This window comes from Cohnella soli (assembly GCF_042655525.1).
In the GTDB taxonomy this organism is placed as follows: Bacteria; Bacillota; Bacilli; order Paenibacillales; family Paenibacillaceae; genus Cohnella; species Cohnella soli.
This window is the reverse complement of the sequence record NZ_JBHSMI010000029.1, coordinates 1-13,808: the sequence shown is the minus strand read 5'-3', so window position 1 is coordinate 13,808 and position 13,808 is coordinate 1. Positions and strand designations below refer to the sequence as shown.

Here is a 13,808-nt window from a genome sequence, read left to right as displayed (position 1 = left end):
GAGCGCCTTGAGGCCATTTAAGAAGCATCGAAGCGAGGGGCGGCAAAAGAAATTTCCGAGGCCGATGCTGTCGCTATTGCTGCCGGTTCTGCTTCTGTTGTTCGGGCTTGCGGGCACCGTAGACGCCGCGGGTAAACCGTCCGAAGGGGCAGTTTACGTCGTGCCCGTACAGCAGACAGTGCAAAGCGGACTTGAGTCGTTCCTCGATCGCGCGCTGACGGAAGCGGAGGAGGCGAAAGCATCCCTTGTTGTGCTTGACATCGATACGCCGGGAGGGAGATTGGATTCCGCCGAGCGGATCGGTAAGCGCATTCGCGAAAGCGCTGTCCCGACACTGGCGTTCGTCAGCGGCAAAGCAGCGTCCGCAGGGGCGTACATTGCCCTCAATGCGAACGATATCGCTATGGCCCCGGGAACGGTCATCGGCGCGGCGATGATTGTGGATAGCAACGGAGACGCCGTCGACAATCCGAAGCTCGTCTCCTTCTGGAGCGAAGAGATGAACGCGGCGGCGCAACTGAACGGCAGAGATCCGAACATCGCTGTCGGCATGGTCGATCCGAACCGCGTCGTCGAAATGAAAGCGATCGGGGAAACGAAAGAGAAAGGTCATATTATTTCACTGAGCGCCGACAAAGCAATGAAAGTCGGTTATGCCGACCATATTGCGAAAAGCGTGGAGGATGCGATCACCTGGAAAGGCTTGCAGGACCGCATGATCGTACATTTCGATCCTTCCTTGGCAGAACGCGTGGCTGCTTTTGTAACCGGCTCCGGCATGAGTACGTTGCTGCTCATTCTTGGCATTGCTGGTGTTGCAATTGAATTCCTCGTACCGGGATTCGGCGTTCCGGGCATCCTAGGGTTGGTCTCCTTCGGCCTGTATTTCTTCGGGCAGTCGATCGCCGGCTTTGCAGGCATGGAATCGCTTGCCGTATTTATTCTCGGCATTGTACTGTTGATTCTTGAAGCATTCTTGCCCAGCTTCGGCATACTCGGAGTTCTTGGCATTGTTGGCGTCGTAGCCGGCATCACGATGGGGGCCTACGATACGGGGAACGCTCTGCGCTCGCTTGGCATCGCCGGTATTGTGGCTGCTGTCATCGTTGCGGCTGTCGCTTACGTGTTTCGCAAGCGAGGGATATGGAACAAGTTTATTTTGAAGGAGCAGCTTACGGCGGATAAAGGATTCGTTCCCCATTTGCCAAGAGAGCGTTGGGTCGGGCTCGAAGGCGTTGCCGCTTCGATGCTTCGACCGTCCGGTTTGGCGGAAATCGGAGGCGAACGGCTGGACGTTATTACGACAGGCGAATTCGTCGAGAATGGCAAGCCGATTCGAGTCATATCCGTCGATGGGACGAGAATTGTCGTGAAAGAAATACATGAATAATATGAGCTGTTAATCAAACCATTGGAGGTTAACTATGGATAACACGCAAATTCAATTGCTCGTCATTGTCGCTTTGGCTGTTGTGGCCGTTTCCGTATTTTTAAGCTTCTTCCCGTTTATGTTGTGGATTTCGGCGCTTGCTTCCGGCGTCCGGATCAGCATTATTACGCTTGTGGCAATGCGCCTGCGCCGCGTCGTTCCAAGTCGTATCGTCAATCCGATGATCAAGGCTACAAAGGCAGGACTAGGTCTGAACATTAACCAATTGGAAAGCCACTTTCTCGCCGGGGGTAACGTCGATCGCGTCGTGAACGCCCTCATTGCCGCGCAGCGCGCCGATATTCCGCTCGTGTTTGAAAGAGCGGCGGCAATCGATCTTGCTGGTCGAGACGTTCTTCAAGCCGTGCAAATGAGCGTTAACCCGAAAGTAATCGAGACACCGATTGTATCTGCAGTCGCGAAGAACGGCATCGAAGTCAAAGTCAAAGCTCGCGTGACGGTTCGTGCGAATATCGATCGTCTCGTCGGCGGTGCGGGAGAGGAAACGGTGCTGGCCCGCGTCGCGGAAGGCATCGTTAGTACGAACGGCGCGTCCGAATCCCATAAGGATGTATTGGAGCACCCGGATTTGATTTCCAAAACAGTTCTAAGCAAAGGCTTGGACGCAGGCACCGCGTTTGAAATTTTATCGATCGATATCGCTGACGTCGATGTCGGGAAAAACATCGGCGCGCAGTTGCAAACGGAGCAAGCCGAAGCTGACAAACGCATCGCGCAGGCGAAGGCGGAAGAACGCCGCGCAATGGCTGTCGCACAGGAACAGGAAATGAAAGCCCGAGTTGTCGAGATGCAGGCGAAAGTCGTCGAAGCGGAATCCGAAGTGCCTTTGGCGATGGCTGACGCACTGAAGGGCGGCAAGCTTGGTGTTATGGACTACATGAATTTGAAAAATATCGAAGCCGACACACAAATGCGTGGTGCGATCGGCAAGCAGGGAGAAGACGGCAGCCACAAGCCGTAAGCGGAAAGGCGACCCTTTCCAGGGTTGCCGGATCAGCGAGGAGGATGAAACTTGGAGCAACTGATCTCTTTCCTGACGCACAACTTTTATTTCGTGTTTATCGTCATAGGCATCATCTATTCGATGTTTTTCCGAAAATCGCCGCTTGAGCGGCCGAGGAATCGGATGCCGGACTTCGGCAGCGGCGGAGCGCATTCAGCGCCTGCGCGGCCCAGACCTCCTGCGCAACACGGAGAGCAGACACAGGCCTCGCAGCCTAGGCCATATGCGCAACACGGAGAGCAGACACAGGCTTCACAGCCTAGGCCTTATGCGCAACACGGAGAGCGGACACAGGCTTCACAGCCTAGGCCACATGCGCAGCACCGAGGGCAGGCGCAAGCTTCGCAGCCACCGGCGCCTCGCCAGCAGCCGCGTCCTGAGCGCGTATCCTCGCCTGCGGATGTATACGTATCGCAGTCGTTGCCTGCTGTGAAGCCGGTGGCAGCTTCGGAGTCGCAGCCTGTGTCGCAAGTGCGGCTTCAGCAACAGCGTGCAACATCGTCGGCCGGTGCTTTCAGTCGCCAAGACATGAAGCGCGCGATCGTCTGGGCAGAGATCGTCGGACCGCCGCGGGCGAGAAAACCATACGGTAAATAGTCAAAGCGGAAGGTTACGATTTTAGTTCTCTCAGGGGAGAGACAGAAGTCGTAACCTTTCGTGCATTTTATCCCTCGCAATCCGGATTGTCGTTTGTGACCAATTAATGCTCCTCCAGACCACTAACAGCCCCGAACTCCCTTGATCAAGCCGAATAATGTTCTCCCAGACCACTAACAGTCTCGATTTCCAGTATTTCGCTGGAACAATGTTCCACCAGGCCACTAACAGCCCCAAACACCAGTATTCCATCGGAATAATGTTCCACCAGACCACTAACAGCCTCGAGCTCTCGCCATCCGTCGGAATAATGTTCTCCCAGACCACTAACAGTCTCGATTTCGATGACGTAAAATTGTTTGTGTACCATGATTTGGAGCCTTAACAGGCAGCAAAAAAGTAGGGTATTCTCGGGGTTACGACACGCACCAAGAAGGAGCCCTACTCGATGACTACTATACCCGAAAATGCGTTCAATGATCTACTTGAAAATGCTGTAACCAAACTTCTGCAGGAAAAGCTGGAACTGCTGCTGCGTGAAGAAATCAAAAATTATATCCAACACGAGCATCAAGGACAGCGCACGATGCGCAACGGTAACTACACCTGCAAGTGCCGCGAGACCGTAAAGGCTACTTTCAAACGCGTTTGTTCCAGCCGTATCAACGCCGTGAGGGCTGGCTGGAAGAAGCCATCATTCACATGTACAAAGGTGGCATGAGCACGCGCGAAGTGGCTAAATTCATCGAGAGCATGTTTGGTACGCAGTACTCGCCTACGACCATCAGTAATATTACGCAGACCGTCATGGAGGACATCGAGCAGTGGCAGAAGCGTCCGCTGGAGAAGCGCTACTCGGTCATCTACCTCGACGGACTTTACGTCAAACTCAAACGTAACACGGTGAGCAGTGAGGCTGTTTACTTGGCGATGGGCATTGATGAGAAAGGGATTCGCCAAATTTTAGGCTTCTACGTCGGGGGTCACGAGAGCTCGAACGGCTGGCGCGAGGTGCTCAAGGATCTCAAGCAGCGCGGTGCCACGGATGTCCTGCTCGGCGTATTCGACGGCCTGCCCGGGCTGGAGGAGGCCTTCCGAGAAATCTATCCAATGGCTGACGTACAACACTGCGTCGTCCATAAGGTACGTGCGACGTTCCCCAAAATTCGTATGTCGGATAAAAGCGAATTTCTGGCTGATCTCAAGCAAGTGTACACTGCGCTTGATGGAGATGTAGCAAGAGCGGTATTCGACGGATTCAGGGACAAGTGGCGCAAACAGTATCCGAAGGAAGTGAAGTCCTGGGAGGAGCAGCTCTCTACACTTCTGACTTTCTACAAATACCCGCAGCTGACCTGGGAAGCGATCTACACGACGAATCCGATTGAACGGACGAACAAGGAACTCCGTAAGCGACTCAAACCGATGAACAGTCTCACGAACATTGAAGCGGCGGAGAAGATCATCTACCTCCAGGCGCTCGACTACAATGAGAAGTGGTGTGGTAGAGCGATTCGTGGTTTTGTGGACGTGGACACGAAGGCTGCGTTTAACCAGATGTACAAAGACCGGTATCAGGCGTAGATTTCCAGTGACAGGAAATTTTTTCAGGGGGGTACCCCCTGAAGGATTGAAAACGAAATCGGTGGTATCCATCGTCCCGATGGATACTCTACTTACCAAAAGATGTTACACAAACTTCTTGACGCTACCTCGATTTCCCGTGATCCGCCGAATTAATGTTCCGCCAGACCACTAACAGCCCCGAACTCCCGTGATCCGCTGAAATAATGCTCTCCCAGACAACTAACAGCCCCGAATTTCCGTAACCCGCCGAATTAATGTTCCGCCAGACCACTAACAGTCCCGAACTCCCGTGATCCACTGAAATAAAGCTCCGCCAGACCACTAACAGCCCTGCCATCCCAATTTTCACCTGAATTGTGTTGAGCCAGGCGTCCGATCTGACGATTTGCGGTAAGCTTGGCCGTCATCGCTTCATAAAGGGCGCATGCGGCGCATATGTTTTACCGTATAGGAGGGAGGACCGCCCAATGATGCGTGTAAGTCGGAAGCTGCGCAAATGGACCGCGACGATTCTCGACCTGCCGCAGGATGTGGTGCTGGACTTACCGCGCATCACGATGATCGGGGGCCTTCAGGTGACGGTGGAGAACCACCGCGGGATTCTTCATTTCTCTCCGGACAATCTGCGGCTTGCGATGGATAACGGGGAAATGGAAGTGACGGGACAAAATTTGATTATCCGCAATATCGGCGCAGAGGAAGTATTCGTAGAAGGCAATATTTTAGGCGTCCAGATGTTGGTTTCGGGCAAGAACAAGACGCCGGGATGAAGGAAAAGCTTCCCGGCGCGCTTTCCGCGCGTTTGTAGGAGGACAAGCTGGGGCAGGGGGTAGCGGGGATGAAAGGAACTTGGTTGGCGAACGTACGCGGCTACGTCGGCGTGAAGTTGATCGGAGGAGAGCCGGAGACGTTCCTGAACGCGGCGACAGCACAACGAATCGGCCTATGGAATATTTCGTTTACAAAAGGCGGGGAACTCAGCTTCGGCGTGACTGTGCCTGAATTCTTCAAGCTGCGGCCGCTTTTGCGGGAGAGTGGGAGCCGTTCTCGCATTTTGTCCAAGCACGGGCTGCCATTCCAGTTGGCCAAGCTATCGCGGCGCAAAACGTTTGCGGCAGGCATGCTTGCTTTCGCGATTGCGCTGTTCGTGCTGTCGACTTTCGTATGGAATGTCAAAATCGAAGGCAATTCTGCGATTCCGCCGGAGAAAATTCGCGCGGCTGCAAAGGAAGAAGGGTTATATTCGTTCCAATCGGCGTTCAGGCTGAAAAGCCCGGATATGCTCGCGAAGAAGCTGGCGCTCCGGCTGCCGGAGGCGGCATGGATCGGCGTGGACAAGCAAGGGACGACGGTTACGATTACGGTCGTCGATTCGACGCGTCCTGAGAAGAAACCGCTCACCGGTCCAAGCAATCTCGTCGCCACGACCGATGCCGTCGTTACCCGGATTATCGCCGAAAGCGGCAGGCCGAAGGTAGAGCGTAACGATAGAGTGCGCAAAGGCGACGTGTTGATCTCCGGGTTTATCGGCAACGAAACAAACAATAAAGTCGTCTCCTCCAAAGGCAAGGTGATGGGGCTCGTCTGGCACGAATACCGGATCTCATCGCCGCTTGAGACGAAAGCAAGAAACTTTACGGGAGCCTCCCAGGAGCGCAAGTTCCTCGTCATTGGCAGCCGCGCGCTGCAAATTTCCGGCTATCGCGGCGAATCGTATGAGCTGTCCAAAACTTTGGCGACGGTCAAACGCGCGAAGTTATGGGACCGGCTGCTGCCGTTCGGGACGATGATTGAGACGGAGCGGGAAGTGACGGAAACCGTCAATAAACTGACGCCGGCGGAAGCGAAAGAAGCCGGACTTGCGCAGGCACGGTCGGAATTGCTGCGGGGGAGCGGGCCGGAGGCGTCGATAAAAGAGGAAAAAATTTTACATGAGCGTACCGAGAATGGTAAAGTGATGTTAACCGTGTATTTCGAAGTGGAACAATCGATCGCGGTCGAACGTCCAATAGGATGAGAGGTTGTTCAAAAAGTTTTCTTCAACCTTCTCGGTGCTGAATATCGAACTTTTTGAACACGATATAATGAGCGTTTTCCAGCAGGGGGAATGAGTTTTTTTGACGGAGCTGAAAGCTTGCACGACGATCCCGTTACGCAACGCGGCGGAAGGAATGGCGTTGTTCGGTCCGCAGGACGTGTTCCTTAGGCTGATCGAGAAAGAAACCGTATCGCTGATTCGTTCCAGAGAAGCTGAAATTTATATCGAAGGGCCATCCGATGAGGTGCGCTCACTTGAGCAGTTGTTCGAGACGCTCATCCAGCTGATCCAGGATGGTATGCAGATAACCGAGCGCGATGTTCGTTATGCGCTGCAACTGTCCAAGGAGATGAAAGCGGACGAGCTGCTGGGTTTGTTTAAAGGAGAAATCACGTCGACGTTTCGCGGCAAACCGATCATTCCGAAGACGCTTGGACAACGTCATTACGTCACGACGATTCGCAAGAAAGATATCGTGTTCGGCATAGGCCCTGCGGGTACGGGCAAGACGTACTTGGCTGTCATGTGCGCGGTAGCTGCGCTTAAAGGCGGCAAAGTAAAGCGGATATTGCTGACTCGCCCCGCCGTCGAAGCCGGTGAAAGCCTTGGATTTCTACCTGGCGATATGCAAGAGAAGGTCGATCCGTATTTGCGGCCGCTGTACGATGCGTTGAACGACGCTCTTGGCGTCGAAGGCGTCGCCAAAGCGATGGAACGCGGACAGATCGAAATCGCGCCGCTCGCTTATATGCGGGGCCGGACGCTTGACGAGTCTTTCGTCATATTGGACGAGGCGCAGAACACGACGCCGGAGCAGATGAAAATGTTTCTGACGAGGCTGGGCTCCAGTTCGCGCATGATCATTACGGGAGATGTCACCCAGATTGATTTGCCGAAGGGCAAAAAGTCCGGTCTGATGGAAGCCGAACAAGTGCTCAAAAACATCGAAGAGATCGGCATCGTGTATTTTACCGATCAAGACGTCGTTCGCCACGCTCTCGTCCAGAAGATCATTTTGGCTTACAACGCTTTTAACGAACAATAACGATCAGGGAGGGAGCGCCGGATGAGTCGTCGCAATAACGGCCAGACCAGCCATCCATCGACCTTGACCCGGGCAGCGGCAGGATGGAAGCACAGCGCGGCGATGCGCTGGCTCCTGCTCCTGCTTTTTGTATTTTTGTTTTACTTCAGCCTGACGCCGCGTCTCGTGCCGGAGACGTACGACATTACGCTCAACGCGAAAAGCGAGAAAGACATTCGCGCTCCGCGCCAGACGGTTGACGAAAAAGCGACGCTGCAGGCGCAGGAAGAGGCGGCGAAAAAAGTCGGTTCGAGGTTTTCCATCGTCGCCCTTCACAACGAAACACTCATAGACGAAATATTCGCCCGGGTCGAAGAAATCAATCAGGATGATCAAATTCTCGAAAGCGACAAAGTCGACATATACAGAAGAGTCATTCCGGAGCGGGTTCAGCAGTATGTTTCCTCGTTCGTCGCGGCGAACAGGAACAAAGAAACGTATTCCACTGAGCTGCTTGCGGAGATGGAGAAGGTCGTCTCCGCGCAAGCTTACGCGATTCCGGAAGAAACGTATTACAAAATTCCAAAGCTAAAGCCCGAACAGATCGCGAGTATGCGCGCTGTCGGACGGGACGTCGTGCGCAAGCTGATGCTTGAGCCGTTGGTTCAGGCGGAGACGGCACGGACAAAAGTTGCTGAGCTTGTGAATGCAAGTTCGCTTTCGCTGAAGGCGGAACGGGAAATCGTGCAGGAATTGGCGCGCATCTCAATTCTCCCGAACAAATTTTTCGATCAGAAAGCGACGGATGACGCCGAAGTCGAAGCGAAACAGAATACTCCTCCAGTGGTCATTATGCAAGGCGACGTTGTCGTCAAGGCGGGACAAGTCATTAACCAGGCTCTGTATGAGAAGCTGGACGCGCTCGGCCTTCTGCAGGAACGCCAAAGCGACTTGCCGAAACTAGGCGTGCTGTTGTTCGCCGTAATATTCACGTTAGCGCTGTACGGGTACGCTGAATTCACTTCGCTCGGCTCGCAGACATCGCAACGAACAAACGCCCAGTGGGTTATGCTGCTGCTCATCTTCGCGCTGAATATTTTGTTCATGCATCTTGCGGCGTTGGCCCATAGCCAGGATTGGCCGCATGTCGGCTACTTGGCACCGGTTGCGCTAGGCAGTATGCTCGTGACATTATTGCTCGATTTCCATCTCGGCCTTGTCAGCTCGTTTTTATTTACGTTGCTCGCAAGTGTGATCTTAAATGTAGAGCAGGCGCATATATTCGATTTCCGTTACGGATTCGTTGCGGCGGTTGTCTCGTTCACCGCTGTGCTGGCGATTCACAGAGCGAGCCAGCGTTCGTCCATATTGAAAGCGGGCATTATGGTCAGCCTGTTCGGCTCGGTAGCGGTGCTGGCGCTTATGCTCGTTGATCCGGAGCCTAGCCGGTCCGCGCTTGTCCAATCGGTTGCGTTCATGTTCTCGAGCGGCTTGCTGACGGCGGTGCTCGTCATCGGACTCATGCCGTTCTTCGAGGTTACGTTCGGCATTCTGTCGGCGCTGAAGCTCGTCGAACTGTCGAACCCGAACCATCCGCTGCTGCGCAAGCTTCTGACGGAGACGCCGGGTACGTACCATCATAGCTTGATGGTCGGTAATTTGTCGGAAGTGGCTGCTGAAGCGGTTGGCGCGAACGGGCTGCTGTGTCGCGTGGGGTCTTTCTATCACGATGTCGGCAAGACGAAGAGGCCGCTCTATTTTATCGAGAATCAGAACGGTTCCGGCAATCCGCATGACAAGCTCGATCCGAAAGTCAGCGCATCGATCATTATCGCTCACGCGAAAGACGGCGGAGAAATGTTGAAAGCATACAAACTTCCGAAGCCGATTCGGGATATTGCGGAACAGCATCACGGCACAACGTTTCTGAAGTTTTTCTTCCACAAGGCGGCCAAGCTGGCGCAAGAGGCGGGCGAGGTCAACAAATGGACGGAGGACGATTTCCGTTATCCCGGGCCGAAAGCACAATCGAAGGAAGCGGCGATCGTGGGCATTGCCGATTGCGTCGAAGCGGCGGTGCGTTCGCTGAATCACCCGACGGTCGAACAGATCGAAGGCATTATCGGCAAAATCATAAAGGACAGGCTCGATGATAACCAGTTCAACGAATGCGATCTGACTCTCCGGGAGCTTGACAAAATCGCGGAGACACTGAAGGAAACCGTTATCGGGATGTTCCATTCGCGAATCGAATATCCCGACGACAAGGAATTGAAAAAATTAAAAGAAGCGAAGGAGTCGGCACAATGACGTTAAGTCTCGAGTGGATCGACGAACGTGAAGGAGGCGCCGGACCTCAGGAAGAGAAATGGATGGAACTGCTTGAGAAGCTGCTCGTCATCGCCGGCAAGAAGGAAGGCGTGGAGACGGGAATCGTCACGTTGACGTTGACGGACGACGAAGGCATTCGCGAATTGAACCGGCAATATCGCGGGTTGGACAAGCCGACCGACGTGCTAAGCTTTTCACTGATTGAAGGCGAGGAGCCGGACATCCGTTTCGATGACGAGTACGAAGCGACCGAGGAAGACGAAGAGGAATGGCACGATGAGGAGAAAGCAGGTAATCCGTATTCGGAACTGCTCGGCGACATCGTTATTTCAGTTCCGCGCGCGGAAGCGCAGGCGGAGGATTATGGCCATAGTTTTGAACGAGAGCTCGGTTTCTTGTTTGTACACGGTTTCTTGCACGTGATCGGTTATGATCATGCGGATGAGACGCAAGAAAAAGAGATGTTCGCCAAGCAAGAGCAAGTGCTGCTGGAAGCGGGATTGTCGCGATGAGCGGATGGCGCTCGAAGGAGCTTCGCTCTTTTCGCTGCGCCTTGGCTGGCATCGCCGGCGCAGTGCGCAGCGAAAGCCATGTCCGATTCCATCTGACGGCGACGATCGTCGTCGCTGCCGCCGCCGTCTGGCTGAAAGCGACCACGACCGATTGGTTATGGATAACGACGGCAGTAGCGGCTGTCTGGGTGGCGGAGCTTTTTAATACGGCGCTGGAGCGGATTGTCGATCTGGCTTCTCCGGGACAGCATCCGCTCGCCAAGGCGGCGAAAGATACGGCGGCAGGCGCCGTGCTAGTTGCGGCGTTGTATGCGGCGGTTGTCGGAGCGATTGTCCTCGGGCCTCCGTTATGGGCTGCGTTCTTCGGTTAGCGAGGCGATGGTTCTCGAGTGGTTGTGCAAGCGACATTGCAATATATGAACACGACAACAAGAACGGAACGGGGCATGAGGATGAGCGTAGACAAACTTTTACAATCTGTAGATCATCTTCTGGATATGGCGAAGACAGCCCGCGAAAGGGCATATGTGCCTTACTCAGGTTTTAAAGTCGGAGCAGTCGTTATCGATGGCGACGGTAATTTTCATCATGGTTGCAACGTGGAGAACGCGGCTTACGGACCAACGAATTGCGCGGAACGAACGGCTCTTTTCCGAGCGATCGCAGACGGTAGACAGGCCGGAGAGTTCAAAGCGATCGCAGTCATTGGTGACACGGACGGACCGATCTCTCCCTGCGGCGTTTGCCGCCAGGTCATGGTCGAATTGTGCGCGCCGGACATGCCTGTTATTCTGGGCAACTTGAACGGTTCCCATCAAGTAACGACGGTGGCTGAGTTATTACCGGGCGCTTTCTCCTCGCGAGATTTGAACAAATGAAAGGGCAGGTCTAAGCGATGACGCAGAAAAAAAAATTCAAATCGGGCTTTGTTGCGATTGTCGGTCGTCCGAACGTCGGCAAGTCGACCCTGATGAACCAGGTGATCGGACAGAAGATCGCTATCATGTCGGATAAGCCGCAGACGACTCGCAACAAAATTCACGGCGTGTATACGACGGACGAAGTGCAAATCGTGTTCCTCGATACGCCAGGTATTCATAAACCGAACTCCAAACTTGGTAATTATATGGTGAAAGCGGCCGAAAGCGCGCTAAACGAAGTTGACGCGATTTTGTATTTGACCGACGTGTCGGAGTCAATTGGCGGCGGCGATCGCTACATCATGGAACAGTTGAAAAAAGTCAAGGACACGCCCGTGTTTCTCGTGCTCAACAAGATCGATAAAATCCATCCGGAGCAAATGCTCCCGGTCATCGAGAAATTCAGCAAGCAAATGAACTTCACGGAGATCGTACCGGTATCCGCGCTCAACGGCAACAACGTTAACGCGTTATTGGACACGCTGTCAAAATATTTGCAAGAAGGCCCAATGTACTATCCGGCTGACCAAGTGACTGACCATCCCGAGCAGTTTGTCTGCGCTGAGCTCATTCGGGAGAAGTTGCTGCAACAAACGCGGGAGGAAATACCGCATTCGATCGCCGTCGAAATCGAGAGCATGAGCGTCCAAAGCAATGGCCTCGTGAATATCGGAGCCGTCATTTATGTCGAGAGGGATTCCCAGAAAGGCATCATTATCGGCAAGCAAGGCGCGCTTCTGAAGGAAGTCGGCAGGCAAGCCCGCGAAGACATGGAAAAATTGCTTGGATCGAAAATTTATTTGGAGTTGTGGGTGAAAGTTAACAAAGATTGGCGCAATCGCGAATCTTTGTTGAAGACGTTAGGGTACCGGGAAGAGTAAGTAAAAATCCGAGTCGCGTCAAAATGTGTCAGGCATACCCTGCAAGCTGGGGTGGCATCCTATTCGGTGAAAGTGCAGTTCATTTTCGCCCGGAGAGGATGAGGCGCAGTGCGGGATTTCACGTGGCACGTGTTTAAGCAAACCGGCGATATCGAAGCATATTTGCTTTATAGAGAAATGCACAATCTCGGTGCCGCCGAGCTTGGCCATGCGCCGGGAACGGAAGAGGACGAGGGGAATGTCGCGGACGAGGAATGATGGCCGTTGTTGTATCGCGTTGAAGGGTTAGTCATTCGCAGCACCGATTACGGGGAAGGCAACAAAATTGTGACCCTGCTTACGCCGGATTTCGGCAAGCAGGGCATTGTCGTGCGCGGCGCGAAAAAGCTGAAAAGCCGTTACGGTGCGCTGGCACAGCTTTTTACATACGGGGATTATTCGTATTACAAAGGCGGCACGCTCGGGACGCTGAATAGCGGGGAAATTATCCGTTCGTATCAGGAACTGCGACAAGGATTGGACGGTCCCGCTTATGCTGCTTATGCTGCCGAACTGACGGACAGAGCGATGGACGACGAGGCGGCGGCGTATTTGTTCCACCAGTTGCTCGCTTTTCAAACGGCTTTGGCAGAAGGGAAAGATCCGCAGATTGTCGTATGCGCCTACGAGATGAAAGTGATTGCGGCTGCGGGTTATGAGCCGAATCTGGATGAATGCGCCGGTTGCGGCAGAAGCAATGTGCCTTTCCGCTTCAGCCCGCCTGCCGGCGGCGCGTTATGCCACTCGTGCGCGTACCGGGACCCCGGTGCGCTTGAACTTGGCGACGGCGCGTGGCGTCTGCTCCGCATATTCGCCGGCATGGATATGAGAAGATTGGGTAACATCTCGGTCAAAGAAAATACGAAAAAGCAGCTTCGGCTTGCGCTTCGCCGTTGGATGGATACGCACATGGGACTGAACTTGAAGTCGCGGGGGTTTCTCGATCAATTGGAGAAATACGGCGAAATGCTCTCGCCTGACATCGCCGCGCCGCCGTCGCGCATCAAACCGCAGCCGGACTCCGACGCAGCAGACGACTCCGGCGAAATAAGCGGGTAAAACCCGCTTACAGAGCACGGCTGGTGTGAATTCGGCGAAATAAGCGGGAAAAACCCGCTTACAGAGCGCGGCTGGGGTGAATTCAGCGAAATAAGCGGGAAAAACCCGCTTGCAGAGCGCGACTGAGGCGAATTCAGCGAAATAAGCGGGAAAAACCCGCTTACAGACCGCGACTCGGGCGAATTCGGCGAAATAAGCGGGAAAAACCCGCTTACAGACCGCGACTGGTGTGAATTCAGCGAAATAAGCGGGTAAAACCCGCTTACACTCCACAGCCCCCTAATTAAGTTGGAGTCCTCCACCATGAAAATGTACACTTAATACATGAGGAGGACGAACTCAATGGGAAAAATGTCTGAACAGAGAG

Annotated in this window: 13 protein-coding genes and 1 pseudogene; all 14 read left to right on the top strand. The window is 53.9% G+C overall.

What is annotated here, in order from left to right; genetic code table 11:
- Positions 1-7 precede the first annotated feature (7 nt).
- The 14 genes and pseudogenes from ACFPOF_RS20465 to recO all read left to right on the top strand — a co-directional run bounded on the left by ACFPOF_RS20465 (position 8) and on the right by recO (position 13,441).
- Positions 8-1,390: an NfeD family protein gene (locus ACFPOF_RS20465; protein WP_378136096.1), complete on the top strand. Its 1,383-nt coding sequence runs from the start codon at positions 8-10 to the stop codon at positions 1,388-1,390.
- Between the two features lie 34 nt (positions 1,391-1,424).
- Entirely contained in the window at positions 1,425-2,411 is a 987-nt protein-coding gene (floA, locus tag ACFPOF_RS20460) for a flotillin-like protein FloA (RefSeq protein WP_378136094.1), read from the top strand.
- A 51-nt stretch (positions 2,412-2,462) separates the two neighbouring features.
- A complete protein-coding gene (locus ACFPOF_RS20455) occupies positions 2,463-3,050 on the top strand; it encodes a hypothetical protein (protein WP_378136092.1) in 588 nt (195 codons plus the stop codon).
- Between the two features lie 448 nt (positions 3,051-3,498).
- Positions 3,499-4,634, top strand: a pseudogene (locus ACFPOF_RS20450) (IS256 family transposase).
- Between the two features lie 470 nt (positions 4,635-5,104).
- The gene (gene yqfC, locus ACFPOF_RS20445; protein ID WP_378136090.1) at positions 5,105-5,407 is read left to right on the top strand and encodes a sporulation protein YqfC; all 303 of its coding nucleotides are present in this window, start codon (positions 5,105-5,107) and stop codon (positions 5,405-5,407) included.
- A 68-nt stretch (positions 5,408-5,475) separates the two neighbouring features.
- Positions 5,476-6,654, top strand: coding sequence for a sporulation protein YqfD (gene yqfD, locus ACFPOF_RS20440; RefSeq protein WP_378136088.1), 1,179 nt, complete (start codon positions 5,476-5,478; stop codon positions 6,652-6,654).
- A 154-nt stretch (positions 6,655-6,808) separates the two neighbouring features.
- Positions 6,809-7,720, top strand: a complete 912-nt coding sequence (locus ACFPOF_RS20435) for a PhoH family protein (protein ID WP_378137075.1) — start codon at positions 6,809-6,811, stop codon at positions 7,718-7,720.
- 21 nt (positions 7,721-7,741) lie between these two features.
- A complete protein-coding gene (locus ACFPOF_RS20430) occupies positions 7,742-10,009 on the top strand; it encodes an HD family phosphohydrolase (RefSeq protein ID WP_378136086.1) in 2,268 nt (755 codons plus the stop codon).
- Entirely contained in the window at positions 10,006-10,542 is a 537-nt protein-coding gene (ybeY, locus tag ACFPOF_RS20425) for an rRNA maturation RNase YbeY (RefSeq protein WP_378136084.1), read from the top strand. Before ACFPOF_RS20430 ends, ybeY begins: the two co-directional genes overlap by 4 nt.
- On the top strand, positions 10,539-10,913 hold the full coding sequence (locus ACFPOF_RS20420) for a diacylglycerol kinase family protein (RefSeq protein ID WP_378136082.1): 375 nt from the start codon (positions 10,539-10,541) through the stop codon (positions 10,911-10,913). Before ybeY ends, ACFPOF_RS20420 begins: the two co-directional genes overlap by 4 nt.
- An 81-nt stretch (positions 10,914-10,994) precedes the next feature.
- Entirely contained in the window at positions 10,995-11,420 is a 426-nt protein-coding gene (cdd, locus tag ACFPOF_RS20415; protein WP_378136080.1) for a cytidine deaminase, read from the top strand.
- A gap of 17 nt (positions 11,421-11,437) precedes the next feature.
- Positions 11,438-12,343, top strand: coding sequence for a GTPase Era (gene era / locus ACFPOF_RS20410; RefSeq protein ID WP_378136078.1), 906 nt, complete (start codon positions 11,438-11,440; stop codon positions 12,341-12,343).
- Between the two features lie 108 nt (positions 12,344-12,451).
- Positions 12,452-12,601 (top strand): YqzL family protein, encoded by a 150-nt coding sequence (locus ACFPOF_RS20405; RefSeq protein WP_378136076.1) that lies wholly within the window; start codon positions 12,452-12,454, stop codon positions 12,599-12,601.
- 6 nt (positions 12,602-12,607) lie between these two features.
- Positions 12,608-13,441, top strand: coding sequence for a DNA repair protein RecO (recO, locus tag ACFPOF_RS20400; RefSeq protein ID WP_378136074.1), 834 nt, complete (start codon positions 12,608-12,610; stop codon positions 13,439-13,441).
- Positions 13,442-13,808 lie beyond the last annotated feature (367 nt).